We start from the raw sequence: 24,111 nt of genomic DNA on the forward strand, positions 1-24,111 counted from the left end.
ACGCTTTTATTTAGCCAGATATTCCACGAACCTTGTAAAGATAGTAGCTACTTCGGCGCGGGTGCCGGTGGCTTTGGGGTCAAAGTAGTTGTCCGGCTTGCCTAATACAATGCCGATTCCCCGCAGCGCCTGAACGGCCTTCAACGCCCATAAGCTGATCTCACTTTCGTCCGCGAAGGACTTAGACTGGTTTTCAGGAATATCATAGCCCTTGTACTTCATGTAGTTGTACAGTATCATCAGCATCTGCTCGCGCGTCATCGGTGAATTGGGGTCAAACAGGTCTGCGTTTATGCCGTTGACTATGCCACTTTCGGCCGCCCACTCGACTGCCGCCGTGTACCACTGCCCGCCCGTCACGTCGCTAAAGCGGGAACTCGTGTAGCTGGAGCGATTTACGTTCTCAAGATTGGCCAGTACCTGCACAAACATCGCACGCGTCATTGAGGTGCCCGGTGAGAACGTCGTGGACGTCGTGCCGTTGAAAAGACCGTAGGTATAGGCTAAGTTTATGGAGCTGTAGAACCAGTTGTCCATGTTGACATCCCTGAAAGGATTGCCCGACATCACGAGGAAGCCCAGCGGGGTATTGTCATCGAACACAAGCTCCGTACCCTCATGGAGGTTCAACGACATGCTGTTGTCTAAGCCGACACTCGCGCCGCCCGGTCCTACCACAACCGCACCGCCGCTCTGTATCTTCGAGCCGCCGTGGACATCTACCTGGTTGCCGTTCGGCAGGTTCACATGCGCGTCTCCGCCGCCCACTGTGACCGTACCGTCACTCGCTATCGTCGAGCCGCCCGGAATGGTCACTGTGCTGTTGCCGCTGGGTAGTGTCACTTTGGCGCTCTTGTCCGCCGGAATGGTCACCTTACCGTTTGAGTCTATAGTTGTGCCTTCGGGTACCTCAATCTTCGTCCCTCCCTTGGTCGCAATCTCTCCGCCACCGGGCAGGGTGGTGTTGCCATTTTTGTCTGTGACCGCGGGCTTATCCTTCGGTGTGTTCACTGTGTAGGTCGGCTTCGACGATCCAGCGTCTGTCCCGGTGCCCGTATTGCTCGTATTGCCCGTATTGCCGTCAGAAGGATTGGGCACAATGGGAGTCGTCGTTGGCGTCGCCGTCGCACTCATCTCTGCGCTGTCGCCCTTCGCGCTTACCGCGATGACTTTAAAGTTGTAGTCTTGGCCGTTTGTCAGGCCCTTGAAGGTATATTCGGTAGTCGCTGCATCCAGTGTGACCGGCGTCACGTCGCCATACCATACCTTGTAGTCCAATATCGCGCTGCGACCGTCGTCAGGAACGTCAGGAGAAGTCCAACTTAATGTGACCTGTCCATCGCCCGCCGTCGCCCTGAAGTCGCCAGGAGTACCAGGAACGTTCATTTTTCTCTGCACGAACATCCAATCAAAGACGTCTGTGTAATCATTGTCCCAAGCCGACAAGTTAGAGGACTGCGCCGTTGGAGCTATGCTCCAAGTCCCCATAGTTATCTGGTTGTAAAGAACCGCCGCTTCAACTTCGTGTGCTACTTGATCACCCAGGACAGGTGTGTTGGCCTGATTCGGCCTCCAATTCGGCTGATCAAATTGATTGTAGGGCCACGTAAGAGGCTCATTGCTCTCAAAGCGCGACGCCCTCGCGTTGATCATTTTCGGCATATTGGTGTTTATGAAGGTATTGAGGTTAGTCTGGTATCCTCCAACGTTATGTTCATTTATAAACATCCAATAAGCCAGGTCGTTGTGCACGTGGTTGGCGTTCGCGCTCGGTGAGCCGCTTACCGGAGACATAGGTGCGGCGGCCGCGAAGAAGCCGGGATAGGCGTTAACTAAGCTGTTCGTATACTGGCCGCCCCATGAGAAGCCCGCCGCGTAAATACGGTTAGGGTCTACTGCGCCGCTGGCAACCAGGTCGTCTATAACCTTCTTAACATTGGGTGTGGAGGGAGTAGACGTGCCATTATAGGAAATATTCAGTATATGGCTGGCGTATTTGCCGGGATCTTCTTCCATTTTCTTCATCAGAGCGACTGCGCCGTTGGCGGATTTCATAGCCGCTTTTTGGTCTGTCGTAGCGCTTGTACCGCCGCGTCCCATGCCGTGGGTGTAGACATACAGCGGCAATCCTTGCAATACTTCACCGTTGTTATCCTTGTGAAGGTAGAGCGCGCGATTGACCGAATTGCCCGTGGGTGTTGTAAACTTGTCAAGGATCGGATTCACAACTTTTTCCTGTTCAAAAACCACGTAGCTAAGCGGACTCCCTTCTGTCAGTACGATCGCTCCGTTTTGGACGATGCTGTAAACCTGCTTTGTCGAGTTCATGCTGCCATCCAGCGTTATAGTGCCGCCGCCAGCTGAATAAAACTCAGACTCAACTACGATGTAACGGCCGCTTTCCAGTCCGGATTGATAATCCGGTGAATTGCTTACCGTCCCCAGATAGCCGCGCACTTTCGGTTGGTCATTGGCGTATACCCTTGTGATCTTGCGCGTCCCTGCAAAGGTCACCGAGGCGCCGTTCAGGGTCGTGTTCCTGGCCGACACGGTAAACAAGCCCAGATTAAGCTCGGAGCCTACCGCCGCTTTCCCTTCGCCCAAGTCAATGATGACAGCCGTCGTGTATTCGCCGCTGGCGAAGTTGTCATTCCATACGATAAAGGGAAGCAGCTCCGCGGCCGAATCATTTTTGAACGTCACGTGAATGGTATGGTCAGCGTTAACCTTTATAAAGGTATAATTGCCATCGGATAGAGTCGCGGCTTCGCCGTCTACCGTTACGGTATCCACAATTTTGCCATAGTCGGGGGTAACCGTAAATTCTTTGTCTGAGCCGCTAGCTATTCTCAGAACATCGCCTGTTGCGTTCGGCGTTATTCGGCCGCCCGATCCCGCCGTGGCGGTGATTGAGAATCTGGTGTCCACTTCATTGGCTAAAATGAGCTTCAGGCCGTTTGTATATGAATCAGCGCTGCTATAAGCCTTGTCCGGATCTCCGAAACTGGAAACGACTTCATAGCGGTCACCGCCCTTTTCCGTCGAGTTATTAATATAAACATCAAAGGTAAAATCGCCTTCCTTCAAGGTCAAGGTTCTTTTCGGTATTCTCATCTCAACGATATATCCTGTTTCTGTGATCTGAGTCCAAGCAGCTCTGCCCGGAGCGGACTGCCCTGAAAACACGCCCGTCGCACTGACACGCCACTGGTTTGCGCCTCCGGTTCCGGTGCCTACATAAAACTCCAGACTATCGTACTGGTGATCACCGCCGGCTCCCTGATAAAGATTGATGTCCTGCACAACCACGCGGGCATACAGGTAGTCGGAGTCCCAAAGGATCCTAGCTGTGCCAGTGGCATGGGGTTTGGAGTCGCCGGGCACAGTGCTTTTGTTGATGAGATGCTCCATTGTCAGGGCCCACAGTGGATCGTCTGACCCGAGTTCGGGAGTTCCAAAAATGGCGGTTGGCGTTTCATTCGCCACTGCGTTCTCAATGTTGTCAGTGGCGGAGGCAAAGCTGGCAGGTATTAGCGACGTTATAATTACCAAGCAACAGAGGAACGCGAGCATTTTGCTAAATCGTTTTGACATCTAATGATAATCCCCCTTAATTTTCGATCCGATGCGCCTACGGCTTACCCGCATCGTATTCATACCCTTGATACGCAAACGGTTTATGTTTACGCTTTCATTCTAGAGGGAAGCGTCTTTTATCACAATGTGCATGTTTTTACTTCAATTACCTTTTGTTGACTTATTTAAGCAACTCTTACTCCATTCCTCTACTCTCCGATAGCTTTCTTCCAGCGAAATATCCTCCTGACCAAAGTGTGTCATGACAGCGCATTAACGGGCATGCTTGATTACAATTTCATTCCCATCGGGATCAACAATAACCCATTTGCTAATGCCATCATCGATGTCCTCCACTGTACGTGAGACTGTGATACCGGCACCGCGGAGCCATACATACGCTGAATGAGCATCCTCGGCTTCGAATTGCAGACGAACCGTTGCAAGAAGGGTAGCGATAATCAAAACCAAACAAATATATTAATCCCATTTCCCTAGGAGAAGTTGTTAAACTATTTTAACGAATCAGAAAAACGTTCTTCATGCTAAATTTGCGACAAAAAAATTGCTAACGAATCTGCGCAACGCTATTCCCAAACAAAGAATTCAATTATGCTCATTTTCTAGTAAAAAGACGGCTCCTACTAACCTATTCCTATCGCTGGCAGCAATGAGAGCATAGTTAATTAATTACATCGGGTTATTACACATAGTCAAAAAATTCGACAATACCGGTGAGGATCTCGAGGACTTGATCTCGATCGGGACGATTGAATTGATCAAAGCGATCGAGAGCTTCCAGACCGGTAAAGGTACGAAGCTCGCGACGTTCGCGGCTCGCTGTATTGAGAATGAAATACTTATGCATCTGCGGTCGCTGAAGAAAACCCGGAAGGACGTTTCTTTGCATGACCGTGAGAAAGAAGTTGTTATCGAACGCTTCGGGCTGGAGCATGGCGGGGATGAGCGGACGCAGCGGGAAATTGCGAAGGAGCTTGGAATCTCGCGGAGTTATGTTTCGCGGATTGAGAAGAGGGCTTTGATAAAGCTTTATCATGAGTTTTATAAGGCGAAGCGTTGAGACTGGTTTAAGCTCATATAGAGCATCCGATTTTATTAACTGTTTGTAATAGGGAAACCAGATGTTATTTCAATAAATGAAACCAAATGGCAGAGATGTCGTTTGGTTTTTTACAGTTTACATACTCGACACATGTGGAATGCTGTGTGTCGCTCTTAAGGAAGTAGTGTTTTTAACCGCATTTACCTGTATATTGAAGCCCGAGTGTATCTAGCATTCGGGCTTCTGTGTTTGTGGTGGCTAAGGGTCCCCCAACGGTGTGATGATTGTTCTTCATATGTTTATGTAATGGTTGGGCTGGTCCACGAAACGGACCACGTCAATTCGGAGAGAAAGGTTAGGATTCAAGGGATAGGCTATATGCTGGTTGCCGTGGCGTATTGCAAGCGCGAACCTAAAGATTTCTTTACATTTCATATATGACTCAATCTACCATGATAAATTAGAAGTAATATTTATAGGTTTTTGACAAAGAAGAGTTAGCTGTCACGGGAGATAGCAGATGCAAACAGATATTTGGACCAAGGCATCGTTGCATGTGACGACACTTGTAATTAGGAGGTAATGGCGTGAATGTAAAATCTGTGCAGCCGGTCAGTGATTATTTCAAAGCGATGCAGCAATTCAAGGACGCACGCGCGACGAATGGTCAGTCGCATTTGGCATCTATTCGAAATATACTCATGCTGGGCAAGAAGCTGCGCACCGACGAAATGGACTACTTACAGCGATATGATCCCAGTCTATACGATCAAGCAAAGAGCCTCTCGATGGAACGCCAAGCATATGAGGACGCTTTGCAGCATAGTCGTAGCAAAGCAGATGCGAACTATTATAAAACGTTTAAGCTAATGCAGATTGCCGGGCAACTGAAGCAGAGTGGTTCCGAGGAGCTGCTGATGCGTACGAACTCGATTCAGGAAGCCCATCGCGAGTTCATGCGATCGAGCAAATATGCCTCACTGAGGTAAGATGGGGCATAACCGCCAGTATTGGAACGGATGATAAAACAGGCAATTAGAAGCTTGATTTAAGCAGCGACAACACAGGAGGAGTGCGCGAATAACCGTTAGTGGAAGCAGTAACGGTTATTTTGAGCAGGCTGAAGCAAATGAAAAAGTAGGTTCTAAGGGTACACGGTGACAGTACTGCTCAAGTTTACATTGAAGGAGATTCTTGCCGTATGCATGTGCAAGGTCTCCTTATTGTTTTTCTAGTAAAATAGTACTAATTAAGGGGGTAATCTGTTAAAATAACTGGAGAATGTTATAAATAGGATGCGACTGGAATGGGATATGGTTTTTACTGTGATAGCACTAACTTATTGATGAATGAATTACGTGAATTGTCATAGTAATTGGAAATCCAGAGGGGGAAATATGCTTTTCAGAATAGAGGACAGTGAAAATTCTAATGGGCAACATAGGGAATATTCAATCCGAAAAGAAAGACTTCCGCAATTAAAATTAGCTGAACTTGAAGGTTATCTTGCAGAGGAAATCCGTAAGGAAGTCAATAATTCAAAAAACAGAAGTTTGCTAAGTTATTCTAAGTCATTGGGTGTTTGTTTGCTGAAATACAACAAGTATGCAGATAACGAATTACACATTAATAAGTGTGAAGCCTATAATTTTGTGTATTACGACGATGTTAAAGCTAACAAATCTAAGTGTAAGCCTTTCAGTTTATTATGTGGATTGGATGATATAAAAATTAAGCACAAAAAGAGGGAAATTGTGCTTTTGAATTTTAAAATAGATGTTTCTAATAACAATTTACTGGATTCATATCTGAGGAAGAATACAGGAATCGGTCGAAAAAAAATGGCGTCTCCTGAAAAAGATAAAGAAGTATTACTTATGCAATCTCCTGAAGATATGGTTATTTCTACATATTCAGATTCAGTATACCTCTTATATGCACTATATTTAAAATATGGGATGGATGAATCAATACATATAAATATTATTAATATGATTTATAATTTGGAAGACTTTCGGTTTGAATTTTGTGGAGAGAGAGAACGGTATGCTTTACTAGAAATAGTTAATTATCTTTATATAAACGGTATATATGAAAAAGAAATGAGCGATAGGTTACTTCAAGATAGTCAGAGTTCAGAACATATGTCGATGTACTATGACTCTATTCTTCAGTTACATGGAATACAAAATGAAAGTTTTGAGGATTCATACATGTTAGAGGAGTATAATGATAATGTTATATCTGATGGGATATGGCATTTTTATGCGGAAAAACATTTGTAAAAAGAATCGCACGGGTAAACGAGAATAGGCTTTTGATTGTGGATGAAGTAATCTTATGAAGAGATGTAACTTTTAAACCGAAGATGAAGTCGAAAAGCCACATCAACAGGCATACTGTTCATGTGGCTTTTCATCGTATGAATTCATGTGGGCACTTAAGCTCAAATTCATAAAATCTTTAATGGACTGTTAGAACTAAATCTCAGTGCAGCGAAAAATGCGCTCAGGCCGTCTAATAAGGTGGAGGTGATAATTCAGTGAAGCCGGCCGGCTCGAATAACAAGGAAAATTTCTCGAAAGATCCCTCACAAGCTCTAGAGCAGCTGATGGAAAGCTATGGCTCGACGGTCATGCGCACCGCTTATTTTTATACCGGCGATCGGCATCTTGCCGAGGATATCAGTCAAGAGGTATTCCTTCGCGCTTATCGCAACTGGAACTCGTTTCGTGGAGATAGCTCGGTTAAAACTTGGTTGACGACGATCGCCATCAACGTTTGCCGGGACAAGATGGGCGTGCGGATGTTTACGGAACAGCCAACCGATCCCAGCAAGATGGAGCAGGGACGGACATTCAACGTGGAAGAAGAAGCGCTTAAAAGATTGCAGAAAAGCGAGATTTTGCAGCATACGCTGCGTCTGCCTCTGCCGTATCAAGAGGCTTTGTATTTATATTATTATCTGGACTTGGACACACGGGAAATTGCGAAAGCGACGTCGTCGCCCGAGGGTACCGTGAGGAACAGACTGCACCGGGCGCGCGAGGCGTTGGCTCGGGAAATGCGCAAGGAGGAGATTACCGATGACGGACATAGAGCGTAATTTACGACAACATTTACAAAAGGAGTCGGATAATATGTTGTTCTCTAAAATGGAATTGAGCGATAGCGTTAAACAGAAGATCAGGAAACAAGCCGCCGCGGAGCAGAGAAGCCGCCGCCGATTCGTTCTTCCGAAAGCCTGGATTGCAGGAGCGGCAGCGCTGGTCGCGGGAGTCGTCATAGTGACAGGATTGCCAATGCTGCAAGAGCCCGCCGCAGTACCGACGCCAACGGATCATTCGTCGGGAATCGTACTGCCCGGAAACGGAGGAGCCACAGGTTCGGAGTTGTCGCAATTAATTACCACTCCATTTGGAACGGCGGAGGCAGCGAAAACAGCTTTCGGTTCCGGTGTGCTTGTTCCTCAAATCGCCCCGGAAGGCTTCAAGCTGGCTGAGATCGTCGGCGTGGGAATGAAGGACCAACCGCTTAGAGATTTGAACTTCACATACGGCTCGGGTGATAAGACGGTGACGTTCAGCGCGAGCCGCATGCCGGTGGCGTCCCCGACGGACCTGTTCACACAGATCAAAGTGGGCGGAGTGGACGGCTTAATTTTCGAGCAAGCGGAGTTCACGGAGCTGTTCTGGGTGGTTGACGGCATACAGTATGGCGTGTCCGGTCCGATTTCGGGCGATGAGGCCATGAAGGTAGCCGAATCGGTTGAGCCTTGATGAGTTGATGCGTGTATATCGTGAATGAATTGAACGCCCACCTGTAGAGGTGGGTTTTTTCGTCAGTAAAGGATTTATTGGAGGGTATTATCAAGCTTTGGCTCCGTAGACTCCTTCAACCGTTATATAAGTTGGCTATGAACTTGGATATAAGTAAGGACAATGAAAAGGCGGCATTTTCATTGTTCTTTTTGTTTTATTGAGAAAAAATCATTATGCGGGAAGTGAGGGAAGCCGAACTGCACCTTTTAGTCTTGGGATCTCGCCAAGCACAAGCAATACAATTGACACTTATTAAACCTATGCTATCCTTAAAAGTAATCTCCCCACATCAATGTCTTATAGTTTAAGGCGCTCTCTCCACGCACTCAGCTCAACCTTCTTTTTTCATTATTGTTTCCACAATCCTTCTTGTTGAATTGAAAAGAAAGGAAGTAATCGCGTTATGAAGGGGTTCTCGAAGTATATAGGCGGGATTTCCATTAAAAACAAAATATTCATAGCGAATTTATTAATTATTGTCGTATTTATTTCCACTCAATCGTACTTTGCCAACACGATTTCACAGAAAGCCATTATTGAGAAAGAGATCAATAATTCATCGAGGGAGCTTCTGCTCATCAAAAACAACCTTCAAACCTTGATATCTACGATGGAAGATTATTCAAAAATACTGGCTAGCGATTATCGATTGCAGAACGTGCTGTATAACGATTTATTATTAAATAATGAGTTATATGCAAGTAAGCGTGTTGAAGGTTTAAATAATCTTTCGATGAAAAAAACCCTTTCTGAGACGATTAGCAATATTGTAGAGCCTAACACTAAAATCAAAGCGGTAAGCATCCTCACCTCGAATCATCACTGGGTGGACGTCGGGTTTGCCGATAACGTTTATGCGTCGCGCATATTCGGTGACGGTTATGGAGTGGAAGATCGTTTCTATTTACCTACTTGGACAGGCTTGATCAAGTTTGGATTCATGTATGAAGGTGAAGACAACGTATTTGCGGTTTCCAAAACGGTCATTCACAAAGATACCGGCAAAACGATAGGCAGAATTTTTTTGTACGTGAAAGAAACGACGATTGCTTCGATTTACGAGGAAGGGAAAAACAAGGGCGGCGAATTTTATATCGTCGATTCCGCGGGAACGATTATCTCTTCACAAAATAAAGCTTTGCTATACCAAGATTTCAAGGAGGCTGTCTCCATAAGCATTCCTGACAACAGTAAAGACGCAAGCTTTACCCAGAGCAGCGGAAGTCAAGAAATGTTGCTATTCACCCAACGCTTCGAACCGTTGAATTGGACAATTGTAAGCGCTATCCCGATGGATAATCTTTCTTCGGATCGGAAAGAAATCAATCAATTGATTCTCGGGATCGGCGCAGCATGCTTGCTACTCGCATTAATGGTGTCCTTCCTATTGTCCCGGTCAATTACTCGTCCCATCTTCCAGCTTGCCAAGACCATGAGAGAAATCCGGACGGGAAAGATGCAAGTCAGAAGCGCTTACCAATCCAAAGATGAGATCGGATATTTAAGCGAGGGCTTCAATAACTTAATGGATCGCATTGAGGCGCTTATGGCCGAAAACGTCGAGAAACAAAGGACAAAAGCCGAGATTGAATTTAAATTGCTGCAATCGCAAGTGAAGCCTCATTTTTTGTACAATACGGTTGAAACGATTATTTCGCTTATTAAGCTTGGCTTAGGGAAGCAAGCCATACAGGCATCCCAATACATGGCTAATTTCTATAAGATCTCGTTAAGCAATGGTAACGATATCATATCGATAGGCGAAGAGATGCGTTTAACGGAAAGCTATTTGGAAATTCAGCAGCTGCGTTATGTGGAGTATATGGAGTATACGATGGAAATTGAGAATGAAATTATGGCCTATTCGATACCGAAGTTAACATTGCAGCCGATCGTGGAGAATGCTATTTATCACGGTTTGAAGCTCAAAAAGGAAAAAGGAATCATACGCATTACAGGAAGGCGTAGCGGCAACAACGTGGAAATTGAAATTTACGATAACGGCGCTGGTATGCACAAGAATCAAACCACTGCGATAATGACAGGATCCAGCGTTTTTGATGAAGCTGGCGGATTTGGGATTAGAAGCGTTTCCAATCGAATTCGAATGCTGTACGGGGATAGATACGGACTGCAAGTTGAGAGCGAATACGGCGTTTATACGAAAATTATAATTGTACTGCCTCTTCGTCATCATTAGCTCCTGCTCGCATCCATGAGGCTGGCATTTCTATTATCCACAAGTTAAGGATGGAATAGAATAGGAGGAAAGACCATGTACAAAGTTCTTATCGTCGATGATGAATATTACTTCAGGCAAGCCTTGAAGATTTCGCTGCCATGGAGTGAGTTGGGCTTTCAAATCGCGGGGGAAGCAAAAAACGGGGCGGAAGCGTTGGAACTGATGACCGAGGTAGAGCCTGATGTCGTGCTGGTCGATATGAATATGCCAATTATGGATGGATTGGAGTTTATACACAAAGCCAAGGAGCGCGACCGGAGAACAAAATTTCTGGTGTTGTCAGGCCATAGTGAATTCGTATACGCCAGACAGGCCGTGCAATTAGGCGTTTTTAATTACGTGCTGAAACCTATTAACGAAGAAGAGCTCCAAAGCTCCTTACTAGATATAAAGGAACTGATACGAACGGAGCGTCTGGGTAAGCTAGAATTGGACGATTTAAGAAAACAGGCGAGCGAAGGCTTGTCTGTCATGAAGGAGCAAGTGCTGAACGGTTGGCTGCAAGGCAACATTATCTCTAGATCCAGTACCGAACGGGATCGATTAAATGATTTGGGGATAAAGTTGGAAGGGTTGCATTACCTGGCGATCGTCGTCGACCTGGATTCAAGCGATGAGAGGAATCATGAGGAGGGTATGCTAATTCGCAAAGCCAAGGTACAGGAAATCGCTCAAAATGATTTGCAAAGCGCTTTTCAGTGTGTCAGCTGTCATGATTATGATGCTCGTCTGGTTCTGATCATAGGCTCTCCTGACGGTGCCTTCAACAAGCTGGAAACGATTTGCGAACGGATTCGATGGAACGTAGAAAACGATTTAGCCTGTACGGTAACGATCGGCTTAGGGAACGGCTGCGAAACGGTTGAGTCGATTTCGGTTTCATATAAGGAAGCGTTAATCGCCTTGAAGCAACGGTTTGTATGGGGTGGCAACAAGGTGTTCGCACATTCCTTGATTGCGGAAACCGGGATGAAGGTCGGATTGTTCTCGGTGGAAAAAAGAAGCGGCTTGCTGATGTTCATGCGAATCGGGAACATATCCGAGACGGAAGAATGGCTCTCGCGTTTTTTTCATGATACTCGCGTCCAAAAAGCGTCTATGGAAATGCTGCTTCTCGCCGGAATCGAAATTGTATCCACATGCCTGGAGTTTTTGGCCGAAGCGTCGCAAAGCTTTGAAGATGTCTTCCGAAATACGACACAACCCGATATGATCCAACATGTTCAGCGGTTGAAAACCTTCAATGAGTTGGAGGACTGGATACGTGCTTTAATTTTAAAGGCCATGGATCATGTGCATAGTCGCAAAACCAATAGAGCCGTCAAAGTTATCGAGGAGGTCAAATCGTATATTTTGAGGCATTACGGCAACGAAGAACTGCGAATCGAAGATATCGCCAAGAGCGTTCATATGAATTACAATCATCTTTGCTTCGTATTTAAGAAAGAAACGACCCTTACGATCAATGACTACCTGACCGAAATACGGATGATTAAAGCAAAAGAGCTTTTTGATCAGGGAGAGAAGGTTATCCAAAACGTATCGAACCGGGTGGGATATGCGGACGCCAACTATTTCAGCAAATGCTTCAAAAAATATATGGGAATCACGCCTAGCAAATATGTGAATCAAATCCGATAGCCTATACTTCAATGCAGACGTTAGGGGAAAAGTGAAAACTTTGCCTCTAACGTCTATTTTTTTGCCGTTAATTTTACTGCTGGTCCGAGAATAATCTCTGTACTAAATTTGGTAAGATTCGTAAAATTAACTCAAGGTTGATACCGCTTTCAACATCTAAAATCAATCCGATATCCGCTTTGACAAATAGGGGAGGTAAACAATGAAAACGAAGTCAAAGGCAGCAGCTATGTTACTTATGGCAAGTACTTTACTGGTTTCATCAGCATGCAGCAGTGGGAATGAAACCAAGTCCAACGAGCCGTCCGACAATCCGTCGCCCTCGGCAACAAGCAAGGAGGATAACAAGAATACGACGGAGACGGACAGCAAGAAAATCAAGATGAGAGTCATCACGCTTACGACGGATGAGAATCGCAACAACATTATGGAAAAATTCATCAAACCGAATATTGCTTCAGCGCTTCCTAATCTTGAAGTCGAGTTTGAGCCCGGCGGCGGCGGCGAGGATATGGCAAACAAATTGAAGACGTTAAATGCATCAGGGGATATGCCGGACGTATTCTGGAATGATGCGGGCTACTTTACGCCGCTGAAGAGCACAGGCAGCATTCTGGATCTGACACCTTATATTTCCAAAGACGGATTCTTGGACAAATACGCGGTGCCGGATGCGTTAAAGCATGTCGATAACGGGATCTACAGCTTGTCTTCCGGTGCGGACACGTATTTCACCCCTGTCATCTTCTATCATAAAGATATGTTCGAGGAAGCCGGGGTTCAAGTGCCAACCACGTTCGATGAGCTAATTCAAATCTCGAAGACGCTCAAGAGCAAAGGCATGATACCGGCTGTGACTCCCGGCAAGGACGGGTGGGGACCGAAACTCTTTATGCTTCAGCAAATGATTCAAATCGGAGATCCGCAGGCGATGGCAGACCTTGTCAGCAACAAAACGGACTTTAACAATCCATCGGTCAAGGAAGGAGCAGCTCGCATCGAAACGCTAGTTAAAGAAGGCGTGTTCCCAGACGGTATTGCCAATATAGATTATGGTCCGGCCATGGAAATGTTTACGTCTAAAAAAGCGGCTATGTTATGGATGTTTACTTGGGAGCTGCCAAATCTCGCCAAAGACGAAACGGTTGATTTCTTCCCATTTCCAAGTGCCAGCGATAAGTATAGCCCTACAGAAAACGTACAGTTCTGGGGTTCTCCGATTAATGGTTATGCGGTAAACGGCAAAACCAAGAACCCGGAAGAGGCCGTCAAGCTTGCCGAATTTCTAGCCATGGCGGATGCGTTATACTTCGAATCTACCGGTGCTCCTATATCTTTGCAGACAGGTAACCAAGCAATGGATAGGAGCCCGCTTATGCAGAAGTTCGTTGACTGGTACAATCCGATTCCTAATAAAATCGCGTCATTTGCTCTTAATTCGCTAGATGCAAGGACGTCTGCCGAAATATCTACGCAAGGAGCGAATTTATTAACGGGCGAGTACGCAGCTGATGATTTTAATGTGGCGATGAACAAGATCTGGAACGAAAATACGTGGTTTGACAAGTAAAAGATGCAATAACAGCTAAATCCCCTGCGGATTTAATCCAAGGGGGTTTAGACACAACTTAAATGGTGGAGAGAGCGATGAACAAGTACTTTAGTACCAAAGTGTCCATATTTGTGTTTGCTTTCCCAGCATTGCTGCTGTTTACTTTATTTTGCGTATACCCTTTGCTGCCTGAGATTTGGATGAGCTTGCATAAGCATGACGGATTTAAAAACTTGGATTTTGTTGGTTTAAATAATTACAAAGAAGTCATGGCATCGCCATCCTTTTGGACCGCTCATAAGAATACGTATCTCATTGTAGCCATCTCCTTATTGCTGGGGCTGCCCCTATCCATGATGCTTTCGCTTTTTATAGATGCTCAAACACCAAAGTTTCGTCGATTTTTCAAGACGGTGGCGATGTTCCCCGCTATCTTGTCGGTTACGGTTGTTGCCCAGATTTGGCTGGCGTTCTACGAACCAAATTGGGGTTTATTTAACGAGATTCTCCATTCGTTAGGGCTCAGCTCATGGACGCATTCGTGGTTGACAGAAAAGAAAACGGTAATGCCCAGCATCGGAGTGACATTCCTGTGGCAATATATTGGACTGAACGCGTTGCTGTTTTATACAGGAATCAAGACCATACCCAAGAGTTATTATGAAGCGGCATTGATCGACGGAGCTAATTATATTCAAGTTTGCTTACGAATTACGATCCCCTTGCTGCAGAATGTAATCAAATACGTACTTATTCTGTCTACATTAGGCTCTATGGCATTTTATTCGCATGTACGAGTCATGACGGCAGGAGGCCCGGGAGATCTATCCAGGACGGTCATCTACCAGATGTATTATACGGCATTTGATACTTCCGAATTTGGCAAAGGTACTGCGATCGCCGTTATTTTTATTCTGGAATGCCTTTTGATCTCCTTTGTCATTCAAAGGTACGTTGCCAGAGAAAAACTGGAGTTTTAAGCTGGAGGGGAGCTTTCTGAAACTATTAAGTCGAGTGTTTTGGGTAGCCGTGGGATGCACGTTTCTGTTTCCCTTGTACTGGATGGTAACGATGTCGTTAAAGTCCAAAAGCGAAGCTTACGACAATCCTTTTGGGTTACCGACATCCTGGGACTGGCTGAACTTCAGCGAAGCGCTGTCCAAATATCATTTCTATACGTATTTCGAGAACAGCGTGATTTATACCACAGGCACAATCGTTATTACGCTGGCAACGGGCAGCATGCTTGCATATTGCCTCAGTCGCATGCAATGGAAATTCAATTCGGTGATGCTGTTTTATGTATCCATGGGACTAATTGTTCCAATCGAAGTAGTCGTTATTCCTTTATTCCAGCTGGTGAAATGGATGCATATCAAAAATAGTCATTTGGGTCTTATCTTGCCGTATTCCGGCTTCGCCATCGCTTCCTGCGTACTGATGCTGTATGCCTTTCTTCGTTCTTTGCCTAAGGAGCTGGAAGAAGCGGCATGCATAGATGGAGCGAATGTCTATCAAACGTACATTAAAATCATATTTCCAATCGTGATGCCAGCGCTCGTGACGCAATGCGTTCTTATATTCATTCGAATCTGGAACGAATTTCCGCTTGCTTTTATTATTGCTTCCAAGGATCAATTTCGGCCACTTACGGTCGGGTTGCTTGGATTCTTTATCAATGTGGGAGTTACGGATTGGGGGCTCATCGGCGCGAGTATGCTGCTGTCCAGCTTGCCTATGATCATCGTTTATTTAATAGGCAATGAAAAGATCGAAAATGCATTGACTGCAGGCGCTATTCTGAAATGAGGAATGAAAAGTGGGAGAAGGGACGGGCACCTGTAAAGGTGTCTTTTCTTCGTATATTCAGGTTTTCATAGTGCTCTATCTTTCTCTATTGTCCCGAGAATTTTCCTTGCGGCCCAATAATAGTCTCTGGGAATATTCGTACAGACTGGTATTATAAAAGCATTGATTGACAGCGCTTCCATTTTTGGAAATAGAGCTGCTCAGTCAAAGGCAATGTAAAGGCTAGCAGCCAGAATCCTGCACCAAGAACAAAGGACGGTCATGCAGGGGGGATGAAATAAAGTTCGGAATCCGCAAATGATTTTACTCATATCCAAGGAGGTTTTTTGAAAGTGAGAAAAAGAGCATTCATTTGGATGATGACTTTGGCAATGGTAGTTTCCATGCTACCATTTTTAGGGTCGGTAGTCGCAGCTAGCAGTGCGCTAGGTACAACCGCAGCTAGCAGTGCGCCAAGTGCAACGATCTATGTTGCTACAAATGGCAACGATAACACAGGTGACGGATCACAAGAAAAGCCGTACAAAACACTTGCCAAGGCAAAAGCAGTAGTCAGAACTCTGCCTAAGACCGGCGGTGATATCGTCGTTCAAATTGCGGATGGATATTATTCGCTTGATGAAACCCTCGTTTTTAACAAGGATGATTCCGGAAGTGCAAGCAGCACGATTCGCTATGAGGCTGCGCCGGGAGCGAAGCCGGTAATCAGCGCAGGTGAAATGCTGGAAAAAGGCGTATGGACAGAAGCTGTTGGCCTTACCCAGACTGGCGGTTTAACGGCGTATAAAACGACCCTCAAACGGAGCGATAAGTTGCGCGCAATTTATGTAAACGATAAGATTGCCAACATGACGCTGAGCTCGCAAATCGTTTCGGCCAACAGAACCGTCAACGGTACACCTACAGCCAGCTTTACCTCTGCCAATAACCCTTGGGCGTGGCAGAACGGCAGTAACATCCGGGCGGCTATCGTATTTGATGCCAGTGTAGGTCTGACGACGGCAACGAAAAATCCCCAAAACATCGAAGCCGAAAGCATGGGCGGCTCTACCGCCAGATGGTCGAGGCCTTTTGTCACCTTCGCGTCAATCGAACAGGCGCCGGCAGCCAGCAACAAGCCCGGCGGTGTCATGCTTAGGTTTCAAATGCCTTATGGGGCGATTTCGCAGTCTTTGAGTAATAACACGCAATACAATCCAGGTAACAATCAAGTCATCCGCAACGCTTTCGAGTTCTTCAACAAACGCGGAGATTTCTATTTCGACCAGGCGGAAAGCACGCTTTATTACATCCCGCTTGTAGGCGAGGATATCAATACCGCCGACGTGGTCATTCCAAGGCTCGAGAAGGTTCTCGACATAAAAGGGATTCCTGTAGGAGATCGGTTGAAGCCTGTGGAGGGCTCGGATGATGGACGTGTCAAAAACATAACCTTCAATGGGCTGAAGTTTGCCCATACCGACTACAAACTTTTTGAACTGACGGGTACCTATACACTTAGCGACGGATCCGGTCCGGTAACGACCAGTTCCCGCGGCTTCGCGTCCGTTCAGGGTTCTATCGTGAACACCGTTTATTTCCCAAGCAGCATTAACTGGCATGAGACTTTCTACCGAGGGTATGACATACCGCCGGCAGCGGTAATGATCAACGCGGCGAGAAACATTAAAGTGCTTAACGGCGAGATCGGGCTTACCGGATTTAATGGCATCCATGTGGAAAACGATGTCAAGGATATCGAAGTCACAGGCAACTATATCGCAGATACGCTTGCTTCCGGCGTTGTAATCGGACACCCGCATCATATCTATGAAAATGATGAGCCGATTAAGCATGAATCTAGTGTTTCGGTCTCTGGAACGCCAATAAGGAACTGGGCTGGCGTTGATAAGGAGAAATTTAAGACAGGTACGGAAGCCGTGCCGGAAAATATTTATATTACAAATAACTTTTTGTATAGGAACTGCTATGGATTCCCGGGGGCCAACTCTCTAACCTCTTTCTACACTACGAACATGCAGGTCCTGCACAACTACTTTTATGACTCTACTTACGGCGCCATGAGCATCGGCTGGGGCTGGGACGAATATGATGGGTTCGGCTTTACTGCCCAAGGGACCAACAAGACCGGCGGCCCTTACCATGGTACGCATGAAACGAGTCTCGCGAGGTCTCCGGTGCTCTCTACGACCTCTAGAAATAACAAAATAAACTATAACCGGGTAGAGGAAATTTGTACGATAGTTAACGACTCTGGAGCTATTTACTCACTGGGACGGCAGGGCGATCCAGGTAATTTGCCAGGCGGAGGAACATGGGACACCGTCAACGATTTGACCAATAATCCCGTCACCGACAAGAAAAGTAACTGGCATTCTGACAACTGGACGAATTTCACCGAGATGAACTACAACTTTCTTGACCCGAATCCAACGGGCAAACCCACGACCTCCAACAACTGGACGAACGGGTTCCATCCCGACGAAGGCAGCACGTTCATCAAGATGATAGGAAACGTTGTACAGTCAAAGCTCTCCCATGCCGTTGGACAGAGCCGTCTTTATGAGTTTAACAACTGGAAGCGCAAAAGCGATATGATTGCCGTCGAAGGTTACGTGGACGGGAATAACAACCAGAATGGCGGCCCTAGAATTACTTATGACAATTTCAAAAGCGAAGCCCGCATTTGGCCGGTTAAGGGCAACGAAATCGTTTTGAATTCGGGCCTTACCAACGAATACACTCATATGATCCCAAGAAGCCTTATTGCCGATACCGAATTTGAGCTGGCTTCCAACGTCATCGTGGGTGTAGGCGGTGAAAAGGTGAGCCGCAGGGGTTTGCTAAAAGCTGAAGACACGGTTTGGCTTGCGCCAGCGAACACAACGGTTTTTAAAGAAGGCATTACAATGACAAAAGCTGCCGGCAACGCAAAGTCGATCAACACTCCATCTGCCGCAGGACAATACAAACTATATATCGTATACGGAGACGGAAGAAAAACCGCCACTTCCAAGCATACGGCATACGTCGACACGAGTGAGTCGGCAACCAATGTGGAAAATGGGAAAAGCTACGAAGTTTCAGCGGTACGGCCTCTTAAACTGACTTTAAGCGATGAATACACCTTTACGCTGAACGGCAAACCCGTGTCGGATGGGTACGAAATCCGTACTGCAGGAAGCTGGACCTTGGTAGGCAGCACTTCAATGCCTGCAATAACCATTAACTTTACGACTACAGTATCGGTAGCCAATAAGCTGCTCCCGGCTGACGTGTCCGTAGCCCCCGGCGGGACAGTCAGGTTTGCGTACGATTTGGACGACGCGACAAAAAAAATATGGATTTCCTCGTCAAGCGGCGGACATTTTGATGGAGGCGACGATGAAACAGTGGCCTCCGGCGACGTGCTCGGCATGTCCGCGCCTGAGGTACCCGGTCCATACATTATTTATGTATTGGCGGAAGACGGCGAGGTATTAAGTCAGTCGCACGCAAGTGTTGTGGTTAGCGATACGATGCCTGTCGACCCAGCAGTCGACAAAACCCTGTTGACCGCCTTGCTTGAGGCTGCCAACAACAAGGACGTTACGATTTATACAAGCCATTCCTGGAACGTTTTTGCAAGCGCATTAAGTGAAGCCAAAACTGCCGCCTCAAATGGTGAGATCGGGCAGGCAGCAGCGGACCATTCCTATTACGCGCTTCGTAACGCAATCAAAACGCTTCAACTGTTACCAAGCGGAGTGGGGACAGCCGCTTACGGTACGCCTGTTCTTGGCGGCGCCGAGCTCGACCCACGCTGGAATACGACCGTTACGCTGCCGATCCTTAAGCATCTGACTATGGTGAACGGTCCAACGGACGGCTTCGCTAAAGTGCTATGGGACGATACTAATTTGTATGTTCTGGTGCGTGTAAAAGACCCAGTGCTGGACAGCAGCAGCAGCAGCGCGCATGAGAAGGACTCGGTCGAGATCTTTGTGGATGAGACCAACAGTAAACAAACCTCCTACGGCACAGGCATGGGACAATACCGGATCAACTATCTGAATGAGAAAAGCTTTAATCCAGACAGTGTCAGTGCAGGTGTTGAGTCTTTTGCCAAAGTCGTAGATGGCGGTTATTATATTGAAACCAAGATTCCCTTTAAAGCTGCTCTTCCTGCGGTTGATCATGTCATTGGATTTGATTTGCAGATCAATGACGCGAAAGCAGCTGGTGGCCGTCAGGACATTATCATGTGGCACGATGCAACCGGACAGTCTTATGCTAACGGCTCACAATGGGGTGTGGTTACACTGGTGAAGGAGTCTAAACTGGCAGTCTCTGGAGCGGCTGGAGCGACGTCCATCACGACAAAAGACGGCACGCTGCAAATGTTGGCGGGAGTGCCCGTTGTATGGTCGGTGACCGCAGAAGACGGATCGGAGACAAATGCGGCAATCATTAGCGAAACAGGATTGCTGTCAGCCAAAAAGAACGGCGTCGTGAAAGTAACGGCGATAGCCAGCGGGTCCGGTATGAGCGGCAGCGCGCTGATCTCAATCAGCGGTCAAGAAGGCGCGTTGCTAAGCGGTGCGGAGACAGTTGAAGGCGGGAAAAACGTTGATATTGAATTCAGTTTGGAGCATTCTGGAACAGATATCAAAGCGCTAGATATTACGATTGATTATGATGCGGATAAGCTGGAATTTGGATCAATGGAATCGCTCCAGCAAGATTTTAAACTAGTCGGTGAAATGAATACGGATGGCAAGCTTAGAATCATCGCGACTTCTATTGGAAATACGAATATGACAAGCGGACTGATTAAGCTTAAGTTTAAAGCGGTTGCAACGGATCATTCGCAGATCGCCTCCATTCGTGTTACTCAGTTAACGGTTGCTAATAGCGCGGGCCAAGAGACAGATTGGGCTGGTGCAACTCACACAGTCAAAATTAATAAGCTGGATAAGTCGGGCTTGCTGCTTCTCATTGCGGAAGTGCAAGGCGCGCACGATGCAGCCATTGAAGGCGTATATCCTGGCCAGTATCCATCAGGCTCTAAAGCAACTCTGCAGGCAGCAATAGAAAACGCCAAAGTGGTTGCGTCGACTCAGGGAATAAGCCAGGCTGAAATTGAAGAGGCGATCATGAAATTGCACGCGGCTCTGCAAAGCTTTATTGATTCAAGGATTAAAGCAATCGAAGGAGATTACAATAACGACAATAGAGTAAGTGTGGGTGACCTTGCGATTGTGGCTTCGGCTTATGGTAAAAATGATCAAGATTCAAATTGGAATGAGTACAGAAAGTTGGATTTGAATGGTGACGGTCATATTGACATCGTTGATATCTCGATTCTGGCTCGTAAAATTTTGAATTAATTACGTGTAAAAATAAAGAATTGGTGGCCTTAGTTGAAGTAACTCTGAGCCGCCCTTTCTTTATTTTTGGCTTTATATTTGATAAATAGATGTACGGAATGCCAATTACAACATAGCGAGAAGTTATGAATCGCAAATAGTAGCTTGAACAAATCTTAAATCGCGAAAGGATGGGAATTCGCTTGAAATATCGAGTCGGAATGATGCTGCTAGCTGCTTGGCTCGCTCTTTCCTTGCTGCCAGCGTACGTAATGGCCAAGGACGCCACTTTCAACTTGTCAGTCTCCAAACATGTGTCCATTAACGGAAATCAAGTTGTGGTGACGGTGACGGGCTCGGATCTTACTGACGTATATGGCTTCGAAATCAATTTGAAGTACGATAATAACAAACTATTGTACAAAAAAAGCGCAAGCTTGCTGCAAGGGTTCTCCGTTCCGATCTCTCCTGAGGATGGCCTTGTCGTGTTCGCACATACGAAGGTGGGCAAGGTCGACGGCCTATCGGGAAAAGCTGAGCTCGCTGCAATTACGTTTGAAGTAATTGGTAATAATACGTTAAAGTCGACAGTAGAATTAACACGCGTGAAGCTGGTGAAAAGCGATCTTACTGATACTGTGCTCGAGCCAGGAACGAAAGCGAACATCGCAGTGCAAGTAGCGGGAAATTCCGGTACATTCAAGGATATTGCTCGCCACTGGGCCAAAGAAGGGATAGAACGTGCTGTCAACATGGGGTTTGTAAACGGTTACGGTGATGGAACTTTCCGTCCGGATTTGAAGATTACGCGTGCGGAGTTCGTTGTGATGACCGCGAGGGCGTTTGATTTCGAAGCGAAAAGCGGGATGTCGCTAAATTTCAGTGATGTAGATAAAATCCCTGTTTGGGCAAGGCCTTATATCGCGGAAGCGGAGCAAGCGGGCCTTATTAAAGGCTACGCGGACGGTAGCTTCCGACCGAACCAATGGATTAGCAGGTCCGAAATGGCTGTCCTAATCATGAGGCTGTACGACGGCGAGCTGAATCCGAACGCCAAGGTCTCATTTGCCGATAAGCAGCAGATTAAGCCATGGGCGCTGCCGTCCGTCGCGGCCGCCGCTGATTTGGGAATAATTAAAGGCAAAAACGGTAATCGTTTCGCTCCTGCGGATCCTGCTACTCGGGCTGAATCGACGATTATGCTGCTTCGTCTGCTTGATGTAAAAAAGTGATAATGGATATCCAAAAATTATTTGTTCTCGACATTCTTGTTTAGGGAATAAAAAAGCTTCAATGAATAATCGGAGGCGTGTTTTCATAAATGTGCTTCCTTTTTGTTACAATGTTGAAAAGTGAAATATGTTATGCTAGAATTACATTTAATAATCAAGGGGAGATGATGAGGATAATGTAATATTTCTTGCTTTTTTACGAATGATAAAACATAACCATAATTGTTTTATTTTTTGTTAAGTAAGAAATTTACTTATTCTTTTCACTCAAATATCATTATCAATTCCATTAAATGGGTTGGTATCTGTATTCGTTTATTTGAGCTACAAGAAAGGTAACCTTTCTTGTAGCTCTTTTTTTATTACCATAATGTTTTAAATAATGATGTGCTTATGTATCTTAGGAGGTTGAAATTGATGGTTGAGGTTGTAAATGTTCATGTGAGTCGTTCATTATCCGTTGGCACGGTTCACGATCAAACTAAACGGATGCCGGAGCATTATCCATCTATCGATAGATGCACGTAGCTATCCTAGCTGCAAGCTTCGTGGGTTTTAATATGGTTGGTTAGTGTATAGGTTAAGCACCAACAAGGGGTGCTATAGCTGTTTCTCCGGCTCAAGAGGAGAAAACACATGAAGTCAACTTCGAAATACGAAATGATTCAACACCTTTTAGCAGAATGGAAACAACCCGCATATCGGTTCCAACAAATTGCGGATGCGATCTTTAAGCAAAGAATTGGTGAATATGACCGAATGACCATTCTACCCAAGGGGATAAGAAATGAATTAATCAAGAACCTGGGCGAACACGTTTTGAACGTAACCCCTGTCATGCAAAAGGCATCCACACAAGTGAATAAAGTGCTTTTTGAGATTGAAGGCGGTGAGCACATAGAAGCAGTTCAACTAAGCTATAAGCGCGGCTGGAAATCGTACTGCATTTCTAGCCAGTGTGGATGTGGATATGGTTGCAGCTTCTGTGCTACAGGTACAATTGGACTTAAACGTAATCTGACTGCTGATGAAATTACCGATCAGTTGTTATACTTTCATTTAAATGGTGAAGCCTTGGATAGTGTTTCGTTTATGGGCATGGGAGAGGCTTTGGCCAATCCTAATATTTTCGACACGATTATGATTCTAACAGATCCACGAACCTTTGGTTTGGGGCATCGCAGAATTACGGTTTCTACCATCGGAATATTGCCAGGTATCGATCGCCTTGCAAAGGAGTTTCCACAGGTTAATCTAACCTTCTCCCTGCACTCTCCGTTCGACGAACAGCGGAGCGAGCTAATGCCAATTAACAATCGCTTTCCAGTTCATGATGTGTTGAACAAGTTGGATCAGCATATTCGTGATACAGGTAGGAAAGTATATATTGCGTATATTTTACTTCGAGGCGAAAACGATTCAAACGAACATGCGCAAGCCATTGCTGCTTTATTAAAGAACAGAGGTCCTTGGGAACATTTATATCACGTCAATTTGATTCCATACAATTCAACCGATGTGACGCCTGAAAGCTTTCATCAATCTGACAAAGAACGGGTTCAAAAGTTTGTTGCTATCTTGAAGACAGAGGGAATCAAAGTCACTGTACGCACTCAATTCGGTACTGACATTGATGCAGCATGCGGACAGCTATACGGACACAACAAGCTATAGAGGAGGCGGAACATGAGTACAGACACGGTTGTTACACATGATTTACTCCGTATAAGTCGGTTAGTATCCATTGAACTTATACGGAGTAAATAAGAATAAATGGGTATGTACCGACTTTTTATAAAGAAGAAGTAATGTTTTTATAAAAAGGAG

At 45.9% G+C, this 24,111-nt stretch carries 14 protein-coding genes and 1 pseudogene; 13 read left to right on the plus strand and 2 right to left on the minus strand.

Translation table 11 applies throughout. From position 1 onward, the window contains the following. Window positions 1–6 precede the first annotated feature (6 nt). Together FJQ58_RS23115 and FJQ58_RS23120 are read right to left on the minus strand one after the other, a co-directional pair. The gene (locus FJQ58_RS23115) at window positions 7–3,594 is read right to left on the minus strand and encodes an S-layer homology domain-containing protein (RefSeq protein WP_139997180.1); all 3,588 of its coding nucleotides are present in this window, start codon (window positions 3,592–3,594) and stop codon (window positions 7–9) included. 255 nt (window positions 3,595–3,849) lie between these two features. Further along, the gene (locus FJQ58_RS23120; RefSeq protein ID WP_139997181.1) at window positions 3,850–4,047 is read right to left on the minus strand and encodes a VOC family protein; all 198 of its coding nucleotides are present in this window, start codon (window positions 4,045–4,047) and stop codon (window positions 3,850–3,852) included. Window positions 4,048–4,282: 235 nt separating this feature from the next. On the opposite strand from FJQ58_RS23120, the pseudogene FJQ58_RS23125 reads away from it, so the two are divergent. From FJQ58_RS23125 to FJQ58_RS23185, 13 genes and pseudogenes are all read left to right on the plus strand, one after another. Beyond that, window positions 4,283–4,657 (plus strand): annotated as a pseudogene (locus tag FJQ58_RS23125) (sigma factor-like helix-turn-helix DNA-binding protein); the annotation flags it as partial. 569 nt (window positions 4,658–5,226) lie between these two features. Continuing rightward, window positions 5,227–5,628, plus strand: a complete 402-nt coding sequence (locus tag FJQ58_RS23130) for a hypothetical protein (protein ID WP_139997183.1) — start codon at window positions 5,227–5,229, stop codon at window positions 5,626–5,628. Window positions 5,629–6,036: 408 nt separating this feature from the next. Beyond that, window positions 6,037–6,924, plus strand: coding sequence for a hypothetical protein (locus FJQ58_RS23135; protein WP_139997184.1), 888 nt, complete (start codon window positions 6,037–6,039; stop codon window positions 6,922–6,924). A gap of 257 nt (window positions 6,925–7,181) precedes the next feature. Beyond that, on the plus strand, window positions 7,182–7,745 hold the full coding sequence (locus FJQ58_RS23140; RefSeq protein ID WP_202915317.1) for a sigma-70 family RNA polymerase sigma factor: 564 nt from the start codon (window positions 7,182–7,184) through the stop codon (window positions 7,743–7,745). Then, the gene (locus tag FJQ58_RS23145) at window positions 7,726–8,418 is read left to right on the plus strand and encodes a DUF4367 domain-containing protein (protein ID WP_139997185.1); all 693 of its coding nucleotides are present in this window, start codon (window positions 7,726–7,728) and stop codon (window positions 8,416–8,418) included. Before FJQ58_RS23140 ends, FJQ58_RS23145 begins: the two co-directional genes overlap by 20 nt. Before the next feature lie 445 nt (window positions 8,419–8,863). After that, a complete protein-coding gene (locus tag FJQ58_RS23150) occupies window positions 8,864–10,660 on the plus strand; it encodes a cache domain-containing sensor histidine kinase (RefSeq protein ID WP_139997186.1) in 1,797 nt (598 codons plus the stop codon). A 75-nt stretch (window positions 10,661–10,735) separates the two neighbouring features. Then, window positions 10,736–12,343: a response regulator gene (locus FJQ58_RS23155; RefSeq protein ID WP_139997187.1), complete on the plus strand. Its 1,608-nt coding sequence runs from the start codon at window positions 10,736–10,738 to the stop codon at window positions 12,341–12,343. Between the two features lie 202 nt (window positions 12,344–12,545). Next, window positions 12,546–13,913 (plus strand): ABC transporter substrate-binding protein, encoded by a 1,368-nt coding sequence (locus FJQ58_RS23160; protein WP_139997188.1) that lies wholly within the window; start codon window positions 12,546–12,548, stop codon window positions 13,911–13,913. A 77-nt stretch (window positions 13,914–13,990) separates the two neighbouring features. After that, complete coding sequence (locus FJQ58_RS23165) at window positions 13,991–14,875, plus strand: carbohydrate ABC transporter permease (RefSeq protein WP_139997189.1); 885 nt, start codon at window positions 13,991–13,993, stop codon at window positions 14,873–14,875. A 91-nt stretch (window positions 14,876–14,966) separates the two neighbouring features. Continuing rightward, window positions 14,967–15,704 (plus strand): carbohydrate ABC transporter permease, encoded by a 738-nt coding sequence (locus FJQ58_RS23170; RefSeq protein WP_238404282.1) that lies wholly within the window; start codon window positions 14,967–14,969, stop codon window positions 15,702–15,704. Between the two features lie 332 nt (window positions 15,705–16,036). Beyond that, entirely contained in the window at window positions 16,037–21,073 is a 5,037-nt protein-coding gene (locus FJQ58_RS33040) for a sugar-binding protein (protein ID WP_162341721.1), read from the plus strand. 182 nt (window positions 21,074–21,255) lie between these two features. Next, window positions 21,256–22,284: an S-layer homology domain-containing protein gene (locus FJQ58_RS23180; protein WP_162341723.1), complete on the plus strand. Its 1,029-nt coding sequence runs from the start codon at window positions 21,256–21,258 to the stop codon at window positions 22,282–22,284. A 636-nt stretch (window positions 22,285–22,920) separates the two neighbouring features. Beyond that, complete coding sequence (locus FJQ58_RS23185) at window positions 22,921–23,958, plus strand: Cfr family 23S rRNA (adenine(2503)-C(8))-methyltransferase (protein WP_139997191.1); 1,038 nt, start codon at window positions 22,921–22,923, stop codon at window positions 23,956–23,958. The last annotated feature ends 153 nt before the right edge of the window (window positions 23,959–24,111 follow it).

Source organism: Paenibacillus paridis (genome assembly GCF_006345825.1).
Taxonomy (GTDB): Bacteria; Bacillota; Bacilli; order Paenibacillales; family Paenibacillaceae; genus Pristimantibacillus; species Pristimantibacillus paridis.

Excerpts from the sequence above, each read along its gene's own strand:
- FJQ58_RS23115 (WP_139997180.1), bottom strand. The coding sequence starts at position 3,594 with ATGTCAAAACGATTTAGCAAAATGCTCGCGTTCCTCTGTTGCTTGGTA.
- FJQ58_RS23135 (WP_139997184.1), top strand. The coding sequence starts at position 6,037 with ATGCTTTTCAGAATAGAGGACAGTGAAAATTCTAATGGGCAACATAGG.
- FJQ58_RS23145 (WP_139997185.1), top strand. The coding sequence starts at position 7,726 with ATGACGGACATAGAGCGTAATTTACGACAACATTTACAAAAGGAGTCG.
- FJQ58_RS23150 (WP_139997186.1), top strand. The coding sequence starts at position 8,864 with ATGAAGGGGTTCTCGAAGTATATAGGCGGGATTTCCATTAAAAACAAA.
- FJQ58_RS23155 (WP_139997187.1), top strand. The coding sequence starts at position 10,736 with ATGTACAAAGTTCTTATCGTCGATGATGAATATTACTTCAGGCAAGCC.
- FJQ58_RS23160 (WP_139997188.1), top strand. The coding sequence starts at position 12,546 with ATGAAAACGAAGTCAAAGGCAGCAGCTATGTTACTTATGGCAAGTACT.
- FJQ58_RS23165 (WP_139997189.1), top strand. The coding sequence starts at position 13,991 with ATGAACAAGTACTTTAGTACCAAAGTGTCCATATTTGTGTTTGCTTTC.
- FJQ58_RS23170 (WP_238404282.1), top strand. The coding sequence starts at position 14,967 with ATGTCGTTAAAGTCCAAAAGCGAAGCTTACGACAATCCTTTTGGGTTA.
- FJQ58_RS23185 (WP_139997191.1), top strand. The coding sequence starts at position 22,921 with ATGAAGTCAACTTCGAAATACGAAATGATTCAACACCTTTTAGCAGAA.